Below are 18,088 nucleotides of genomic sequence, written 5' to 3' on the forward strand. Positions count from 1 at the left end.
GTATATCTAAAATCGGCGGCCCCGGTTTACCGGGGCCGCCGACGGGGAGCAACTTGCCGGCCGGGCTTTAATGCAGCGGTGCGGCAATGATACCGCCAAAGAAGAGGTTGGCAACAATGAAGCCCACGATGACGTTAACCAGGACCACCGTAGTGAAGGCAATGATGGGTTTCCGGCCCATGGCCCGGATATCCTGGATCTTGGTGTTCAGGCCGATGCACAGGAAAGCCAGGACGAAGAGCCAGGTGCGGATGGTAGTGAGGTTGGCCGAGATATGGGCATCAACAGCGGGTTTCCCCAGGGACACGACCCATGAAGTCGTGATGAACGAAGCTACCAGGAAGGCCAGGACGAACTTGGGGAAACGCTCCCAGATAACCATGGCGCTGGGCCGCTCGCCGCTGGCTGCAACCTCCCAGCGAGTGACCGCCAGGGTAGCAAAGATAAAGGACAGGACACCGATCATCACGTCGCGGTTGAGTTTCACCAGGGTAAAGGCTTTGACGGCATTATCTGAAACCATGGCTGCTGCAGCCAGGCCGGCAGCATCGGCCAGTTCGGAACCGCCAATCCAGGCCCCGGTGACATACTCGTTGAGGCCGAAAAGTCTACCCAATACTGGCAAGAGGAAAATGAGAACTAGCGCATACAGGACCACCAAAGAAACCACGTAACCGACATGCTTCTCTTCAGCTTTAACCGAACTCCCGACGGCAATGGCTGCCGAAACGCCACAGACGGAACCGCCAGCACCCAGGACGGCCGCAAAACGGGGATCATAACCCAGCCTGCGGGCAATGGTAAAGGCCACAGTGAAGCCAATGGCAACAATGCATATGGCCTCCAGGAAGCCCCAGACGCCGCCAGAAACGATGACGGTAAAGGGCAAGCCGGCACCCAGCAGGACAATACCGGTCTTAATAAAGAATTCCGTTCTTTTGGCGCCTTCCTGGAACCACTCAGGTAATGTCGTAAAGTTTCCAATAATGAGTCCTATTACCAGGGACCAGAAGGGGTACTCCAGTCCATAATGCTTGATCGTATGCTGGCTCCCAATAATTAAAATAATGAGGGAAGCTATGAATAAAACTGTAAAGGAAGCAATATAATTGCCCACCTTGCCGCCCATAACGGCTACGGCAATGGTGGTTAGTACCAGCAGAATAAAGTACATGGCAATATAGGCGCCGATATTAGCAGCGAAGTGGGCCCCCAGGCTTTTGGTCGGCCATTCAACTGGCATGGCAGCCTTTAAAAAATCCAGGGAAGAACCGGCTTTAAAAGCGAAGTATGTTAATAGCACCAGAAAAAGGCCCAGGTAAACTGACCACCAGTCTTCACTGGCAAGAAAGGGACTGCGCTTATTACCGTTCGGCATTTACTCTCCCCCCAGACTATGTTTTTGACCAGCCATTCATTTCGAAAGCTTTTTCCCTGCCTCTTCGCCGGACATTACCTCCTTTCCCTGGGTTTAAAATTCTTTCCTCACCACCTCCTCTGATGGGGTTTTATGGCAAGCAGACACTTTCACAAACAAGGCTACGCTATTTATAATTTGCTATTAGATATTATAAATCTTTGTATCTTTCTATTTCGCTACTAAGGGGAAAATTCCTGCTTCAGCAAAATATTTTTTTCCTATAATTAAAGACAGAAATCCTGGCAAGCCGGTTTGACAGGCCTGTAGTTTTTCGGCCATACGGTTGCTCCGCTAATTTTTTAAAAGAATAGCAAACGCATATTTCACTTTTTTTGAAGCCATTGATCATTCCCAGCCTCAGGCATTTTAGCTACTCGCCTTTTTAGGACAAAGGGGTCTCCGGATAGCTCATCTTTTCGTAAAGGATAAGCCTTTGAGTTTTTTCAGCTTGCAATAACTTATCATTTCTTCTCCATTATTAACTATTAGTAAGCTCTTATTACTTTTATAACAAACTCCCGGCTCATGATAAAAAATTTTTTTACCATAAAAGGAAAAGCAGCCTTTCCTGCAAGGCTGCCAGTAAATAACGAAAAACGCGGTTTTCTAACCTTTATCCCCGATTAACTTGTCATCATTACTTATATAATAAGCTAGGCGCTGAAGATCGAGGTTGTAATCGGCATTATAAACCATTACCCCTTCAGGTACACTTAGGGTTATGGGGGCATAGCTGAGAATGCCTCTGATGCCGCACTTCACCATCTCCAGGGCCACCCGCTGGGCCTCTTCTGCCGGTACGGCCAGAATGGCCAGTTTGACATCATGTTCTTTAATAACCCCTGGCATAGCTTGCATGGGGCTGACCTGTTGCCCCCCAACCAGGCGACTGACCTTTTCCGGATCCCGGTCGAATACGCCGACGATGTGAAAGTGCTGGCCGTACTTGCGGTTGTGTTCAGCCAGGGCCGATCCCAGCTTACCGGCCCCCACCAGGATCATGGGCCATTCTTTATCCAGGCCCAGGATGCGGCCAATAGCTTCCTTCAGGTAGGTTACATTATAGCCAACCCCACGTTTACCCAGTTCACCAAACCAGGCCAGGTCTTTACGAATAACCGAAGGGTCTACTCCCACCCTGACCCCGAGGACCTGGGAATTGATCTCTTCGACGCCGTGGTCTTCAATTAAATTAAGGCAGCGGTAGTAAAGGGGCAGGCGTTCAATGGTAGAACGGGGTATCTTAATGCGAAAAGGTATTGTGGCCCACCTCACTCTTACCAGTGTTAGTTTACTCTACGCTAAAGTTAATTTCTAATTTCCGTTACCTGACTCGTATCGGGCTGTAGCCTGGTTATGCTCGGCCAGGGTGCTGCTGAAGTAGTGGGAGCCGTCCGGTTTGGCAACAAAATAGAGATAATCCGTTTGATTCGGCTTTAGGACTGCCAGGAGTGAGGCCCGCCCCGGATTGGCAATGGGGCCTGGAGGCAGGCCCTTTACCCGGTAGGTGTTGTAAGGAGAATCAATTTGCAGGTCCTGGTAGGAAAGGACCGGTTTGGGCGCCGGCAGGAGATATTCCACCGTGGCACAGGATTCCAGCCTCATACCCCGCCGGAGGCGGTTGATAAATACCCCGGCGATAAGGGGGCGTTCATTGTCGAGTTTGGCTTCCCTTTCGACTATGGAAGCCAGGGTTACAATCTGACGGATATTGAATTCCACGTCTTTATCCTTTTGCGGGGCAATCTCCTGGTAGACCTGGTTAAAGCGGTTCAGCATCATCATGATAATTTCCCGGGCTGGCGTACCCGGCGCTACCTGGTAGGTATCGGGGAAGAGAAAACCCTGCACATGTTCCGGCCCCGAAGGCAGGCCCTGGAGAAAAGAAAAAGGATAATCCCCGGCGGCGGCTTTTAAGAAATCCTCTTCCTTAACCAGTCCCTTTTGTTGCAACAGGGACGCAATCTGGCGGACGGTATACCCTTCCGGAACGGTAAACTCGATCTCCAGGGTGTTGCCGCTGGCCAGCAGGCGGGTTATAGCCGGCAGGGGCAGGCCGGGAGAAATTAAATAACTGCCCGACTTTAACTGCCTGTCCACTCCCTGGGCCATGGCCACCAGCCGGAAGGCCAGGGGGCTGCGGATAAGGCCCTTCTCCGCCAGGGTGGCGGCAATGGTGGCCGAACTCGCTCCGGGCGGAATAGACACCTCGATTGCCGCTCCCCCGGGGTGCCTGGGAGCCAGAAGGGTCGTAAAGTACCAGCCCAGGCCCACCAGCAGGGCTGTTAAAGCAAGTAATAGTGTGACCCGGTGCCGCCAGGGCCGGTCAAAGGCTATGATGTAATTATGACTTGTTTCGAGTTCTTCCCCCATAAGCTATCCCCTGCATCATTTGTTTAATTATATCAAGATGTAGGGGACTACGGCAACACCCTCTTTTTCTCCCCTTTACTACCGCCTCTGTAAGTTTACATAAACAAATGCCGGGTCGTTATTTTAAGTCCCTCCAGGCGGGTGGCTACTATCTACCCCCCCTGGCCTCCCTTGCGGATGATTCGGGGTTGGGGTGGATAGAGATCCCTCGAAACTACTTCGGGTTGCCCTTTCTTGTCGTCCTGGTAAATGATCCGGATTACTTGCGTGCGGAAACCGGGTTTTCCTTCCCTTTTTAACTCCACCCGCCCCGGGGGCCAATCCGGTTCCCATTCGATTTCTTCCAGGGGCGGGATGGTTTCTAGTACCTGGCTGGTGACCTCTGCCCGGGGCGCCTCATCAGCGGCATAAAAGGCCATGGTCAACTTCCCGGCTTCAACGCCAGTCTTTAATAAATACCAGTAAGGGGTATCATTACGAAACTTCAGGTCTATCAGGCCATAGGCTACGGTGGCATCCCGGCCCGGGGGAACATAGGTGATGGGCAGGCCGTGGGGCTGGCGTTCCGTAATGGTCAGTCCCGCCAGCAGGGCCACATTGTAGAGGGTCGAAGATACCTGGCAGACGCCGCCACCGGTGCCAGGGACAAAGTTGCCCTCTTCGACGACCAGGGCATCCCGGTAACCCCGGTCGGGCATCCGTGGCCCGACAGTCCGGTTAAAGGAAAACTCCCCTCCTGGTGGTAGCCACAGCCCGTCCAGGGTGCCGGCCGCCAGGCGGATATTATGGGTACGGTCGGCCTCGGCTGGATCAAAAAGGGTGGTAAAGGAGGCCACCTGCCGGGTAATCCTGCGGGCCGCCAGTTCCGCCGTTGTGAGCCGGGGTTCGAGGCGGTTCAGGGGAATGTCGATTGTTTGCCCTGTGGTGGCCTCCTCCAGGCGTGACTTTAAAATAGCGGCGTCCACCTGCCAGCCGGTCACGGCCGGTACCAGGCGTGGCTGGCCGCCGGCAACGATCTCTATCCGGGCATCCGCCGGTTCCCTGCGCCAGGCTCCGCCCAGGCGTTCGAGCCCTGCCTGGAGGCGTTGCTGGTCCAGGTGGGTAACCGGCTCGACCCGGCGCTTCCGGGCAGACAGCAGGACCAAACGTTTAACCAGGGGTCCCTGGCGGCCCAGGGCATAAGCCCGGGCCAGGGTAGCTTCTACGTCCACCTCCAATCCCAGGGCGCCGGGAGTGGAAGCCAGCACCTGTTCCCCCAGGCGCAGGCTTACCTGGCGGTTCTCAACCTCTGCCGCCAGTTCTGTTATCACTTTTCTGGCCCTTTCCAGGTCCATACCGCCCACCGGGCGGCCGGCGACGGCCACCCCCGGTAAAATCCGGCCGGAAAAATAAAATCTTGCCAGGGCCAGGAGGGCCAACCCCAACAAGAAGAATAACAGAACCCCCAGCTTCCACCTGGCCATGGGCTCACTTCCCGCTAAAATTCTTTAAAGTATAATATGCCCCCGGGAAGCCGGAGATACAAAACAAATAAAGGTAAAGCCCGCCAGTTTTCCGGCGGGCCTCTGTTTACTCTTCCCCATCCTCCTCGGCAACGGCGTCTTCCCAGGCCCGGGCTACCCGCTGCCATTCCTCTTCATCGTCGATTTCATAGAGGATTTCGTTGCCGTCTTCATCCAGGCCAATCTTTAAAACAACGGCCTCGTCATTGCCGTCGGCGTTCTCCGCCGGCAGCAGGATGGCATACTCGTCATCCTCAAGGTTCAGGACATCGACGACGATAAACTCGTGCTCATGGCCTTCATCATCCGTCAGGATAATGGTATTTTCCTGATCGGCCATGACCTCACCCCTTTTTTCCAGGATGGGGTTATCATACCCCATTTTGCCCCAGACGGTCAAGGTATCCCTGCAAAATATAAGTGGCCGCCACCTGGTCGATGACCTGCCGCCGGCGCCGACGGGAGAGGTCGGCCTCCAGGAGCACCCTGCCAGCGGCTACCGTCGTTAGTCGTTCGTCAAAAAAATGTACCGGCAGCCCTACCTCGGCCTGTAAATGCCGGGCGAAGGCGCGTACTGCTTCTGCCTGGGGACCCAGGCTGCCGTTCATATTGCGGGGCAGGCCTACTACCAGCTCCTCCACACCGTAGCGCCGTACCAGTTCTTTCAGGGCCGCCAGGTCGGCGGCCAGGTTGCGCCGGCGGATGGTGGTCAGGCCCTGGGCCGTCCAGCCCAAGGGGTCGCTCAGGGCCACCCCGATGGTTTTTGTGCCCACGTCCAGGCCCATAATCCGCATTAGATCACCTTAATACAGAAATCACGGCAGGCCCCGGCGCAGTAGCCGCAGAGGATGCAGCGCTCCGGGTCGACGACAGCGCGGCCCTCGATAACCTCCAGGGCCCCCTGGGGGCAACGCCGCACGCAGTTGCCGCACCCCTGGCACCATTCTTCTATTAGCAGGCATCGTTTCCGGGCCTGGAGCCGGCTGAGAACGTCCTCTCCGGGTTCCCGCCCGCTGCACCAGGCTACATTGGCCTCCACCTCGGCTGGAGACTGCATGCCTACGGCCACGGCGTCAATCCCGGGCGTCTTAAGGACGAACTCCAGGGCCGCCCGGGCCTCTCCGGCCAGGTGGCCGCCCCCCAGGGCCTTCATGGCATAGATTCCCTTACCCCTGGTGTGGGCCAGGGTAATGGCGGCCAGCATCTCTTCCCTGGTCCCGTCGAGGATCCCTAACCCGGCACGGTTGTAGAGGGGATGAATGACATCAATTTCCGGCATAGTCGCGGCTACCCGCACAGCTTCTACGGCGTGGGAGGAAATCCCCACCGCCCGGACCAGCCCCCGCTCCCTGGCCTCCAGAAGATAATCCAGGGCCGGCCGGTGCCCGGCCAGGGTAAGGGCCGTTTCCTGCTCGTGGAGGAGAAAGATGTCGATAACCTCCCGGTCCATTTCCCGCCGGGCCTCTTCCAGGCTTAAGGCCATGCCTTCCGCCGTGTAGTCGTAGGATTTGGTCGCTACTACCACCTCCCCGGACCAACCTTTTAGGGCGGCCCGGATGTAGGGGTAGTTGTTATAACACTGGGCCGTGTCGATAAAGTTTACTCCCAGTTCCAGGGCACGACGAATAAGCCCGGCTCCTTCCTTGATAGTAAGGCCCGCCTGGAGCGGGCCCATGGTTAGGGAACCGAAACACAGGCGGGACACCCGAATCCCGCTGGTTCCCAGGGTAGTATACTGCACTCAACCTTCCTGCTTTCTGATCTCGGCCAGTTTTTTCTCCCAGTAAGCCAGTTTTTCCTCGGTTTGGTTCAGGATGCGCTGGTCCTGTTCGGTGAAGAATCCCCCTTCGGCCCTGGCCCGGGCTTCTTCCAGGTGGGAGCGCAGGGTCTCCAGGCTGCGACGGTAGAGTTCCAGGGCATAACCGGCTCGTTCCCGTTCATGCCCCCATCCCCCCTGCCAGTCCCTGATGGCAGCTTTCAGAAGGTCAAAGAATTTATCCCCTTCTGTGTAGAGGTTGACCGTCAGGTCGACATCCGATAGGGCCATAGGTACCGGCCTCCTTTTAGGCTAAGTAGCTTTTGAGTAGCTCCGCCAGAATCTCATCTCGTTCCACCCGGCGGATTAAATTGCGGGCCCCCTTGTGGCTGGTGATATACGCCGGGTCCCCGGACAGGAGGTAGCCTATTAACTGGTTGATGGGATCATATCCTTTTTCTGTAAGGGCTGCCTGGACCTCGGTTAAAACGTCCCTGACCCTGACCTTTTCCTCCTTTTCCACCTTAAACATCATGGTTTCCTGCATGTCCCCTGGCATCTTCTTCCCCCCTTGCGGCTTTCTAACGCACCTGGGCGGCCACAACCTTGAGGCTGTAAGCCAGGGCCTGGTCCAGTTTGCCGGGATCTTTGCCGCCGGCCTGAGCCATATCCGCCCGGCCGCCACCGCCCCCGGAGGCGATCCGGGCCACCTCTCGCAGCAAATTACCGGCATGGATACCCCGCTGGACCAGGTCTTTACTCACCATGGCCACAAAATTCACCCGGCCATTGTGTTGCGACCCCAGGATTACTACTCCCGAGCCGAGCCGGGAACGCAGCCTTTCGGCCATTTCCCGCAGGGCTTCGGGATCAGTTATCTGGACCCGGGCCGGCAGTACCGGTACCCCCGCCACTTCCTGCACCCGATCCAACAACTTGTCTATTGTATAGGAGGCCAGCTCATTGCGCAGCTGAGCCAGCTCCCTTTCGTTTTCTTTATTTTGCTCCAGCAGGTGCCGGACCCTCTGGATAGCCTGGTCCGGCGGGACCTTCAGCAGGCCGGCGATGGTGGCTAGTTCCTGGCGATCCTGCAGGGCCATTTCCAGGGCAGCCGCCCCGGTCACCGCTTCTACCCGGCGTACCCCGGCGCCTATACCGCTCTCGCTTACCAGGCGGAAAGACCCGGCCTCACTGGTGGAGCCCAGGTGGGTACCGCCGCAGAGCTCCATGCTATAGGCATCAATTTTTACTACCCGGACGCGCTCGCCGTACTTTTCGCCGAAAAGGGCCGTTGCCCCCATGGCTTTGGCCTCCTGGTAGGAGGTCTCCAGGGTAGTTACCGGGAGGTTGGCCAGGATCTTCTGGTTGACCTCGGCTTCCACTGCCCGCAACTCCTCTCCGGTCAGGGGGGCAAAATGGGTAAAGTCAAAACGCAGGCGCTCCGGGGTCACCAGGGACCCTGCCTGGTTGACGTGTTCGCCCAGGATATTCTTCAGAGCCCGATGCAGGAGGTGGGTCACCGTATGGTTCCTGGCGGTAGCCTGGCGCCGTTCCCGGTCAACCGCTATCTCTACTTCCTGGCCGACAACCAGGGTGCCGGCTGTTACGTTTATCTGGTGGACGATCTTGCCATCGGGCAGGCGCCGGGTATCCTCCACCCTGGCCTGGCCACCTGACCACTTTAACTCGCCCCGATCCCCCACCTGGCCGCCGCCCTCCGGATAACAGGGGGTGCGATCCAGGACGACGTAACCGGTCGCGTTCGCCTCCAGGGAAGTTACCCGCGCGCCTTCCTGGAAAAGGGCCAGGACCGTGCCCTTATCCTCGAGCTGATCGTAACCGGTAAAAGCAGTACCGCTGATATCTTCCAGGGCGCCGGCAAAGGCCAGGGCGAAATCGTAGGCCTTGACGTCCTCCCGGGCGGCTCGGGCCCGTTCCCGCTGGGCCGCCATGGCCTTTTCGAAGCCGTCACGGTCGACCTTGAAGCCACCTTCACCGGCGATCTCTTCAGTTAAGTCCAGAGGAAAGCCGTAGGTATCATAGAGGGTAAAGGCCTCCAGGCCGCTAACAACCTCCCGGCCTTCCTGTCGGGCCCGTTCCAGGATACCGTTCAAGACCTTCAGGCCATCGTTAAGGGTTTCGTGGAAGCGGATCTCTTCCTGCTCGATGACCCGGGCAATATGCTCCTGCTGCTCTGCCACCTCGGGGTAGGCCCCGCCCATGATAGCCACCACAGTGTCTACCAGGCGGTAGAGGAAAGGCTCGTCGATCCCCAGGGCTTTGCCAAAGCGGGCCGCCCGCCGTAAGATTCGGCGCAGGACGTAGCTGCGGCCTTCATTACCCGGCAGGATGCCATCGGCAATCAGGAAAGTGCAGGACCGGGCGTGGTCGGCGATCACCCGGAAGGGAAAACCGGCTTCCCCCGGATCGTAGGTCCGGCCTGTAATCTTTTCTACGGCTTTTATCAGGGGAGCGATCAGGTCGGTATCAAAGTTACTGTCGACCCCCTGGAGCACCGAGGCCACCCGTTCCAGCCCCATGCCGGTGTCAATGCTCGGCCGCGGCAGGGGGGACAGGTTGCCGTTGCTGTCCCGTTCGTATTGCATAAAAACCAGGTTCCAGATTTCCAGCCAGCGGTCACAATCGCAGGCCCCCAGGGCGCAGGGGGTGGAGCTGCAGGCGTGCTCCGGCCCGCGGTCGTAAATAATCTCGCTGCAGGGCCCACAAGGTCCGGTGTCACCCATGGCCCAGAAGTTATCCTTTTCCCCCATGCGGACTATCCGTTCTGCCGGGATGCCGGCTATCTCCTGCCAGAGCTGGTAGGCTTCGTCGTCTTCCTGGTAAACAGTGACCCAGAGGCGCTCAGGGGGCAGTTCAAGGACTCGGGTTAAAAACTCCCAGGCATAAGTAATGGCTTCACGTTTAAAGTAGTCGCCGAAGGAAAAGTTGCCCAGCATTTCAAAAAAGGTATGATGGCGGGCTGTACGACCTACGGTATCCAGGTCGTTATGCTTGCCTCCGGCCCGAACGCACTTCTGGGCGGTGGTGGCCCGGGTAAAAGGCCGCCGGTCCAATCCCAGGTAGACGTCTTTAAACTGCACCATACCGGCGTTGGTGAAGAGCAGGGTCGGGTCGTTGGCCGGTACCAGGGAGGAACTGTGAACGATGGTGTGTCCTTTACTGGCAAAGAATTTGAGAAATCTCTCCCGGAGTTCGTTCCCCGTCAAAAAAAGTCAACTCCTCGTCAAAACTAAACCTCGCCCCCGCCTCGGGGCGGTGAACGAGGTTTTTCCCGCTGAATTTTTCTACATTATACCTGAAGCGGTGAAGGTTGTCAATGAAGGTTCACGTTCCAGGAAAGGTAAGCTACCGTCATTTCCCGGCGGGAGGGGTAACGGCCGTTGACGGTATTGGCCTGTACATGATTGATGATGGCCCGGCGTACGGCCGGGGTCAATTCCAGGTGGGGATAAAAGAAGATCTCCATCTCTTCGATGGCCTGGTCCGGTTCCAATTCCCTGGTACTCACCTTATGCTCCAGTTCCAGGGAGGGGTTGTAGCCCCAGGCGTAAAGGAGATGGAAGATGTAAAGGACGTCGGCCGGTATGGGAGGCATTTCCCCGCCAATCAACTCCTGCCAGAGTTCCCGGCGGCCGCTAATCTCCTGGCGCACATGGCCGGCCAAAAAGCAGGCCCCTCGAGAAGCCGCCATCATCTTCTGCAGGGTAGCCGCATCCTTTATCCCCGGGCTCATCAGGGCCAGGACCAGGTCAAAGGCTTCCCGCCAGCCCTGTTTCTCCAGGTCCACCTCCTCCCAGGCCATCTGGATTGGTTCCACATTATTGATTCCTTCGGCGGCCGCTTTTTCCTTCAAGATGGCCAGCATCTCCGCCGCCGGGTCCAGGGCCACCACCCGCCGCGCCCGGCGGGCCAGGGGCAGGGCGTAATTGCCGGTACCGCAGCCGATATCCAGGACCTCCAAATCCTTTTCCAGGCCGCCATGGTGGCCCAGCCAGTGAAGGATCCCGGCCACCCGCTGTTTGCCCTCCTCGCTGCCGGTCTGGCGGGCAAAGTGCCCGGCACGCCGGTTCCAGTAGGCGCTGCCATCCCGCTCCGGCCGGCGCCTACCATAAAGGGAGTTACGGTGCTCCTCCCGCCAGGCCTCCTCCCAAAAATCGGCCCGTTCAAGCAAGGGTAATTCCATGTTTTCCATAAAAACATCACCTCAGCCCCTATTTTACCCTTTTAGCAGCATTTTGCTAGAGAGAAGTTGGTTAACCTGCCGGTTCCGTAGGGATCTGGCCTCACCCTTTTTTGCAGGGTTAAAAAACTCAGGCCCCTCGCAATTGAGGGGCCATGTTTTTGGTTTATCTGGCCAGCATTTCCCTTAAAACCGTGGGGAAGTAGGCGTAGAACTCGGTGGAACGGACGACGTCTTCGATGGGCACCTGGTCGAGGACGCTGTGGGCGTAGACCTCGTCGCCGGGGCCAAAGCCGATGGCGGGAATGCCGGCTTTACCCATCCAGTAAATACCGTTGGTGCTGAAGACCCATTTCCCCACCCCGGTGGGCTGGCCGAAAACCCGTTGATAGGTTTCCAGGCCGGCCTTGACCAGGAGGTGATCCTCAGGCAGGACCCAGGCCGGGAAGTATTTGTCGACTTTGAAGACAAAGCCGGTATAGCTGGGCTCGTCAAACTCCAGCACCTCGACCTTGCCGCCGTGGGGCTCGGCTACTTTACGCACCTGCTCGACGGCCATCTCCTGGGTCTCACCGAAGGTCAGGCGGCGGTCAATGTAAATCACGCACTCGTCGGGTAAGGCATTGATGGAGGGCGTTTTGCAGTGGATGTCGGTGACGGCTATAGACCCCTTTCCCAGGAAGGGGTCCTCAACGAAGTCGGCGCCCATCTGGCTAATGCCCTTGATAATTTCCGCCATTTTGTAAACGGCGTTGACCCCGCGCTCCGGGGCGCTGGCGTGGCAAGTCCGGCCTTTGGTGGTAACCTTCATCTCCACCCGGCCGCGGTGACCCCGGTAGATGTTCATTTTGGTAGGCTCACCGATAACAACAAAGTCGGGTTTGATCTTATCGGTGACCACCAGGGAGTTGGGCGCCACTCCGTCGCAGATCTCCTCGATATTACCGAAATAGTAAAGGGTAAAGTCATCGGCCAGGCCCAGGTCCTTGATGATCTTCAGTCCGTAAACCATCCCCGGAGTGGAATTCTTCTCATCCCCGGCCCCCAGACCGTAGAAAATACCATTCTCTTCCTTGCCCTTGTAGGGGTCCCACTGCCACTGATCGGAATCGGCGATATCCACGGTGTCAATATGGCTGTCATACAGGAGTACCCTGGGGCCGCTGCCGATGCGGCCGACGATATTGCCCATGCTGTCCAGGAAGACGTCGTCGAAACCCAGTTTTCTCATCTCCTGGCCGATGCGCTCGGCTACGGCCTTGATATCCCCGTTGGGGCTGGGGATGGCGACTATGTCCTTCAGGAACCGGATTATGTCTCCCCGATATTTGGCCACCTCGGACTTAATCTGGGCAATGACAACATCACTCATCCGTAGTTTTCCCCCTCACCTGGTTTGTTAAGTTAAATTTACTTTACTCAAAATCCCCTTTTTAACCTATATTTAAATTCAACGTTGATGGTAAAATTCCTGCCACTTCCCCAAAAATTTAACTGCTTACCAGGCGGGCCCAAATGAATTTCACTAAAATATAGCCGATGGCCGTCAGGGGTACGGCCAGGATGAGGCCGGCTGCACCCCAGAGCTCACCCCCGGCCAGGAGGGCAAAAATGATAATTAAAGGGTGCAGGCCGACGCTGGTCCCCAGGATCCTGGGGGCCAGAAAGCTGCCCTCAATCTGCTGGACGACCAGCATTACAGCCAGGGCCATGATGGCCGCCTTTTTGGATACCAGCAGGGAAAGGGCTATAACGGGTACGGTGCCGATGAGGGGACCGAAGTAGGGGATTAAGTCAGCCAGACCGACCACAACCCCCAGGATTACCGCGTACTCGGAACCAGTCAGGGCCAGTCCCACCCCCGTGAGGCATCCGACAATGAGGGATACCAGCAAGTGGCCGCGAATAAAGCTGGTCAGTACCTGGTCGATCTCCGCCCATAGTCCCAGGATGTCCTCCTTCACCTGGATGGGTAGCAGGTGGCTGGCGGCGCGGCCGATCTGCTCACTGTCCCGCAGCAGATAATAGGCAAGGACCGGTGCCAGGAGAAAACTGGCCAACCCTGCCAGCAAATCGATCAGGGCCTGGACGGCGTGGCGGGCACCCTCCTGGAGGGCACTGCTGACGTTCGTTATCGAGTCGTCCACCAGCCGGCGCAGGCCGGCGGGCAGGGCCACCTGGTGGTAGCGCTGGTAAAAGCCCTGGACCAGGCCTTCTATTTCCACCGTAAAGGAAGGTAGCTGGGCGATGAATTCATTTAATTCGCGTACCAGTTGCGGTAAGACGAAGAAGAATACCGGCAGGGACAGGGCCAGGATAAAAAGGTAGAGGATTAAAATGGCCCGGGGACGTTTAACACCCCTCTTTTCCAGGGCCAGCACGGCCGGTTTCAACAGGTAAGCCAATAGGGCTGCCAGGATAAAGGGCGTCAGGACCTGGCGCACCCGGTAGAGAAAAAACAAGGCCCCGGCCAGGAAGATGCCGGCCCCGGCCAGGCGCCAGATACGCAATGCCCGTGATGCCGTCATAGGTTTAAGGGTGGCGACGCCTGATTATCCCCAGAGGCCGTACCGGGACGCGCGCCCCCGCCGGCGGGGGCGCTTCCGGTTCCGCCCGGTAACGGGTTATAGTGCCGACAATGGCACCTACAACGCCGCCAGCTAGAAAACCGCGCCAGAAGCCCCACGCCATCCTCAGCTTCCCTGCCCTTCCAGACTTACCAGGCTACCATCCTCGGCTACATTGAAGATCTCCCGGCGATTGTTAAATTCGACAAAACAGTCCCAGCAGTAATACTGGTCAGTGCCAATTTTACCAATGGATTTGCTCCCGCAGTGGGGACAGTTGAGCATCAAATTCACTCCCTTGCTTTACCCGATAATTACCGTATCCGTACCCCAGTTGACCTGCCCCTCCAGGGTGATCTCCTTGCGTCCCTCCAGGAGGTCGTTTACCAGACCGGTGGAAATCTCCAGGGCCTTCACCTGGCCGGAAGGGAGCTCCACCACCAGGTCCTCAACGATTCCCAGCTCCCGGCCGTCCCGGTTCAGAAGGCGCAGCCCTTTAAGTTCCTGCCAGCGCCGGGTTCCCGGCGGTGGTTCGTGGCTAACGGCTCCCGCACCGCTGACGGTAAAGGCACCGGGCCCCCGGGCCTGGAGCGCGGTAAAATCCACCACCCGTGGCTGCCGCAACCAGCCGCCGTCGGCCAGGAGACAGGCCCTGAGGCTACCGCTGGTTTCGTCGTAAAAAAGGTCCTGGATCCGGCCCAGTTCTTCCCCCCGGTCCTGGCTGATGACCGGCAGGCCAACCAGCTCCCTCCCCTTGGGCATAATTAAACCTCCGTAAAAAAAGATAACCTTCCTCTAGTATAACCAGGGAAGGTCAACTACATGCGCGCTAAATACTATATTTGCGCTACGCTTTCAATGGTCCCGCCGCCTACCACCAGGTCGCCCTGGTAGTAGACCACAGCCTGGCCCGGGGTGATGGCCCGCTGGGGTTCGTCAAACTCCAGCCTGGCCCGGCCACCCGCCAGGGGATGCCAGGTTGCGGCTGCTTCGGGCGCCCGGTAGCGAATCCTGGCCGTTACCCGGGCTTTACCAGGCAGTTCACCCCAGAGAATATAGTTGTTATCACGGGCGTAGAGGACCCGCCGTTCCAGATCTTCTTTGTCGCCGACGATAACGGCGTTGCGCTCCGGGTCCAGGGCGACTACAAAGCAGGGTTTGCCCAGGGCCAGGCCCAGACCCTTACGCTGGCCGATGGTATAAAAGGGCAGACCCCGGTGCTGGCCCAGGACCCGGCCCCTCGTATCCAGGATGGGCCCGGGTTTAATCTTCTCCCTGGCCCGGCTCTGGATATAATCCCGGTAGTCTCCCTCAGTAACAAAGCAGATCTCCTGGGACTCGGCCTTCCGGGCCACCGGCAGCCCGTAACGGGCGGCAATCTCCCGCACCTCCACCTTGGTGTAGTCACCCAGGGGCAACAGGGTATGGGCGAGCTGTTCCTGGGTAAAGGTGTAGAGGGCGTAGCTCTGGTCCTTGCCGGCATCCCGGCCCCGGGCCAGGAGGTAACGCCCCTTTTCTTTGTCGTACCAGCGCCTGGCGTAGTGGCCGGTAGCGATATAGTCTATCCCCAGGGCCCGGGCTTTAGCCAGCAGGGCGCCGAACTTGATCCGCCGGTTGCAGGCGATACATGGGTTGGGGGTCTCTCCCTCCAGGTAGGAAGCTATAAAATAATCGATGACCTCGCGCTCAAAGAGGTCGCGAAAATTGAGGACGTAATAGGGTATATCCAGGATGTTGGCCACCCGGCGGGCATCGTCTACAGCCTTGAGGCTGCAACACCCGGTTTCTCCCGGCGGGGGCGGTGTATCTTCGGGCCAGAGGGCCAGGGTTACCCCGATTACCTCATAGCCGGCTTCCTTCAATAAAGCGGCGGCTGTGGAACTGTCCACGCCGCCACTCATAGCTACCATTACCTTCTCCTTCCGGACCGCTGTGGCCACCTCCTCCGAAAATAGGGTTCTGGCGAAAATGGTGATTACTGGTTTGGTTACATTCCAGCCCCTTGCCAGCCTGCAGTTTCATGTTTTCGCTGGGGGTGGTACTAGCCTCCATGAAGGGCTCCTCCGAAGTTATTCTGCTCACGACCGTTCGCCGCGTGGAGGGCTCCTTAGGAGGCTTTCTTATTTCTATTCTGGTAATCCTCGATGGCTTTATGCAGGGCATCGGCGGCCAGGTTGGAACAGTGCATCTTCTGGGGCGGAAGCCCGTCCAGGGCCTCGGCCACGGCCGCGTTGCTGATTTTGAGGGCCTCTTCCACGGTCTTGCCCTTGACCATTTCTGTGACCATACTGCTGGTGGCAATGGCAGCCCCGCAGCCGAAGGTTTTAAATTTGACATCCTTGATAATACCGTCTTCGACTTTGATATATAGGCGCATAATATCGCCACAGACGGGATTGCCTACCTGGCCGACCCCGTCGGCATTCTCAATCTCACCGACGTTGCGGGGATTGGTGAAATGATCCATGACTTTTTCCGAGTACACCCTGCTCACTCCTTCTAGGGAAAATATCCTCGCACCAAAACACGACCTCTTGCGGGGGGCTTCCTGCCAGGTAACCCCTACCTCTTCCCTGCGGCCTCCTCATAGAGGGGTGACATGGAACGCAACCGGGCTATTATCTCCGGCATGACTTCCAGGACGTAGTCAATATCTTCTTCTGTATTTTCGCGGCCCAGGGTCATACGTACCGAACCATGGGCTACTTCGTGGGGGATACCCATGGCCAGGAGGACGTGGGACGGGTCCAGGGAACCGGAGGTACAGGCCGAACCACTGGAAGCGCAGATACCCTTCATGTCCAGGCTCAGGAGTATGGATTCGCCCTCACAATAGCGGAAGCTGAAGTTGGCATTGGTGGCCACCCGCTGCCGCGGATCACCGTTCAGCTGGACGTCTTCAATACGTGTCAAGATACCGTCAATTAGCTTGTCCCGCAGGGCCTGCAGGCGCTCCATTTCGCTCTCCAGTTCCTGGCCGGCCAGTTCGGCTGCCCGGCCAAAGCCGACAATACCGGGCATGTTCTCCGTCCCAGGCCGACGTTTACGCTCCTGGGCACCGCCGTAAAGGATGGGGTTGATCTTCGTCCCCTTGCGGATATAAAGGCAGCCGATGCCCTTGGGGCCATAAATCTTGTGCCCGGAGGCCGACAGCAGGTCCACCCCCAGCTCGTCGACATTAACGGGGAGCTTGCCAACGCTCTGGACGGCGTCGGTATGGAAGATGATCCCCCGTTCCCGGGCCAGTTTCCCTATTTCTTTGATGGGTTGGATGGTACCCACTTCGTTGTTAACATGCATGACGCTGATGAGGATGGTTTCATCGGTAATGGCCTTTTCGACGTCCTCCACCCGCACCAGGCCCTCCGGGGTCACCGGCAGGAAGGTTACCTTAAAGCCGTGGCGCAGGAGGTACTGGGCCGTGTGCAGGACGGCATGGTGTTCGATGCTGGAGGTAATAATGTGACGGCCCTTCTTTTCATTGGCCGCAGCCGTACCGATAAGGGCCAGGTTGTCGGCTTCCGTGCCGCCGCTGGTAAAGAAGATCTCCTCCGGCCGGGCGCCGATGAGGTTGGCCACCTTTTCCCGGGCTTCCTCCAGGGCCTTTTTCGCTTCCCGGCCGTAGCTGTAAACGGTGGAAGGATTACCAAAGGCCTCATCCTTCAAAAAGGGTAACATGGCCTCCAGGACTTCGGGCCTTACCGGAGTTGTGGCGCTATGATCAAGGTAAACCCTGCGCATCTCGTCCACCCTTTTCTAGATATAATACATATAGTATTTGCTGTCCTGGCGCATTTGATTGGCCTTGGCGACCATATCCGCCAGGGTAAAGCTATCCAGGACGTCGCTAATGCTATCCCGCACCTTCTCCCAGATGCCCCTGGTGACGCAAGTCTCGGCCCGCTCGCAGCTCTCGCCTTCGGCGGTATTCAGGCATTCCACCGGAGCAATAGGGCCTTCCAAAACCCGGATAATATCCCCTACCGTAATCTCCTCGGGTTCCCGGCTGAGGACATATCCGCCCTGGGCGCCGCGGATGCTCTTGACCAGGCCAGCTTTACGCAAGACGGCGATCAATTGCTCCAGGTAGTGTTCAGATATGTCCTGCCTCTCGGCAACGCTTTTAATGGGGATGGGGCCTTCGCCATAATGCTGGGCCAGGTCGAACATGGCCCGGAGGCCATACTCACCCCGGGTCGAGAGTTTCACCCCACCACCTCCAATCCCTACTAGTTTCCTAGGCAATAATATCTTAGCAATTGACTCGGA

The 18,088-nt window shown here is 57.6% G+C and carries 20 protein-coding genes; all 20 read right to left on the bottom strand.

The genetic code is table 11. The features are described from left to right. Nucleotides 1-67: 67 nt before the first annotated feature. Nucleotides 68-1,378 (bottom strand): YeiH family protein, encoded by a 1,311-nt coding sequence (locus MOTHE_RS07920; protein WP_011393137.1) that lies wholly within the window; start codon nt 1,376-1,378, stop codon nt 68-70. A gap of 648 nt (nt 1,379-2,026) precedes the next feature. Further along, nucleotides 2,027-2,695, bottom strand: a complete 669-nt coding sequence (locus MOTHE_RS07925) for a redox-sensing transcriptional repressor Rex (RefSeq protein ID WP_053094884.1) — start codon at nt 2,693-2,695, stop codon at nt 2,027-2,029. Nucleotides 2,696-2,734: 39 nt separating this feature from the next. Next, a complete protein-coding gene (gene mltG / locus MOTHE_RS07930; protein ID WP_011393139.1) occupies nt 2,735-3,793 on the bottom strand; it encodes an endolytic transglycosylase MltG in 1,059 nt (352 codons plus the stop codon). Between the two features lie 152 nt (nt 3,794-3,945). Beyond that, nucleotides 3,946-5,256, bottom strand: coding sequence for a VanW family protein (locus MOTHE_RS07935; RefSeq protein ID WP_053094885.1), 1,311 nt, complete (start codon nt 5,254-5,256; stop codon nt 3,946-3,948). Between the two features lie 106 nt (nt 5,257-5,362). Next, on the bottom strand, nt 5,363-5,677 hold the full coding sequence (locus MOTHE_RS07940; protein WP_011393141.1) for a DUF1292 domain-containing protein: 315 nt from the start codon (nt 5,675-5,677) through the stop codon (nt 5,363-5,365). Continuing rightward, a complete protein-coding gene (gene ruvX, locus MOTHE_RS07945; RefSeq protein ID WP_011393142.1) occupies nt 5,667-6,089 on the bottom strand; it encodes a Holliday junction resolvase RuvX in 423 nt (140 codons plus the stop codon). The genes MOTHE_RS07940 and ruvX overlap by 11 nt, the downstream gene beginning before the upstream one ends. Beyond that, nucleotides 6,089-7,036 (bottom strand): aldo/keto reductase, encoded by a 948-nt coding sequence (locus MOTHE_RS07950; RefSeq protein WP_011393143.1) that lies wholly within the window; start codon nt 7,034-7,036, stop codon nt 6,089-6,091. Before MOTHE_RS07950 ends, ruvX begins: the two co-directional genes overlap by 1 nt. Next, nucleotides 7,037-7,342 carry a hypothetical protein gene (locus MOTHE_RS07955; protein WP_011393144.1) on the bottom strand — a complete coding sequence of 102 codons (306 nt, stop codon included), beginning with the start codon at nt 7,340-7,342 and terminating at the stop codon, nt 7,037-7,039. 16 nt (nt 7,343-7,358) lie between these two features. Further along, complete coding sequence (locus tag MOTHE_RS07960) at nt 7,359-7,610, bottom strand: IreB family regulatory phosphoprotein (protein WP_025772973.1); 252 nt, start codon at nt 7,608-7,610, stop codon at nt 7,359-7,361. Between the two features lie 22 nt (nt 7,611-7,632). Continuing rightward, nucleotides 7,633-10,278: an alanine--tRNA ligase gene (gene alaS, locus MOTHE_RS07965; RefSeq protein WP_011393146.1), complete on the bottom strand. Its 2,646-nt coding sequence runs from the start codon at nt 10,276-10,278 to the stop codon at nt 7,633-7,635. Between the two features lie 107 nt (nt 10,279-10,385). Continuing rightward, nucleotides 10,386-11,264: a class I SAM-dependent methyltransferase gene (locus MOTHE_RS07970; RefSeq protein ID WP_011393147.1), complete on the bottom strand. Its 879-nt coding sequence runs from the start codon at nt 11,262-11,264 to the stop codon at nt 10,386-10,388. A gap of 154 nt (nt 11,265-11,418) precedes the next feature. After that, nucleotides 11,419-12,624, bottom strand: coding sequence for a YgeY family selenium metabolism-linked hydrolase (locus MOTHE_RS07975; RefSeq protein ID WP_053094886.1), 1,206 nt, complete (start codon nt 12,622-12,624; stop codon nt 11,419-11,421). Between the two features lie 118 nt (nt 12,625-12,742). Beyond that, entirely contained in the window at nt 12,743-13,780 is a 1,038-nt protein-coding gene (locus MOTHE_RS07980) for an AI-2E family transporter (protein ID WP_011393149.1), read from the bottom strand. Between the two features lie 4 nt (nt 13,781-13,784). After that, nucleotides 13,785-13,943, bottom strand: coding sequence for a hypothetical protein (locus MOTHE_RS13310; RefSeq protein ID WP_155768209.1), 159 nt, complete (start codon nt 13,941-13,943; stop codon nt 13,785-13,787). 2 nt (nt 13,944-13,945) lie between these two features. Then, nucleotides 13,946-14,104, bottom strand: a complete 159-nt coding sequence (locus MOTHE_RS13580; RefSeq protein ID WP_036371006.1) for a hypothetical protein — start codon at nt 14,102-14,104, stop codon at nt 13,946-13,948. A gap of 18 nt (nt 14,105-14,122) precedes the next feature. Further along, nucleotides 14,123-14,581 (bottom strand): PRC-barrel domain-containing protein, encoded by a 459-nt coding sequence (locus tag MOTHE_RS07995; protein ID WP_011393151.1) that lies wholly within the window; start codon nt 14,579-14,581, stop codon nt 14,123-14,125. Between the two features lie 74 nt (nt 14,582-14,655). Then, the gene (gene mnmA / locus MOTHE_RS08000; protein ID WP_011393152.1) at nt 14,656-15,729 is read right to left on the bottom strand and encodes a tRNA 2-thiouridine(34) synthase MnmA; all 1,074 of its coding nucleotides are present in this window, start codon (nt 15,727-15,729) and stop codon (nt 14,656-14,658) included. Nucleotides 15,730-15,926: 197 nt separating this feature from the next. Continuing rightward, nucleotides 15,927-16,304: a Fe-S cluster assembly scaffold protein NifU gene (gene nifU, locus MOTHE_RS08005; RefSeq protein ID WP_011393153.1), complete on the bottom strand. Its 378-nt coding sequence runs from the start codon at nt 16,302-16,304 to the stop codon at nt 15,927-15,929. A gap of 77 nt (nt 16,305-16,381) precedes the next feature. After that, entirely contained in the window at nt 16,382-17,560 is a 1,179-nt protein-coding gene (gene nifS / locus MOTHE_RS08010) for a cysteine desulfurase NifS (RefSeq protein ID WP_011393154.1), read from the bottom strand. A 15-nt stretch (nt 17,561-17,575) separates the two neighbouring features. Then, complete coding sequence (locus MOTHE_RS08015) at nt 17,576-18,028, bottom strand: RrF2 family transcriptional regulator (protein ID WP_011393155.1); 453 nt, start codon at nt 18,026-18,028, stop codon at nt 17,576-17,578. Between the last annotated feature and the right edge of the window lie 60 nt (nt 18,029-18,088).

It is taken from the genome of Moorella thermoacetica, from assembly GCF_001267405.1.
GTDB lineage: Bacteria > Bacillota > DSM-521 > Neomoorellales > Neomoorellaceae > Neomoorella > Neomoorella thermoacetica.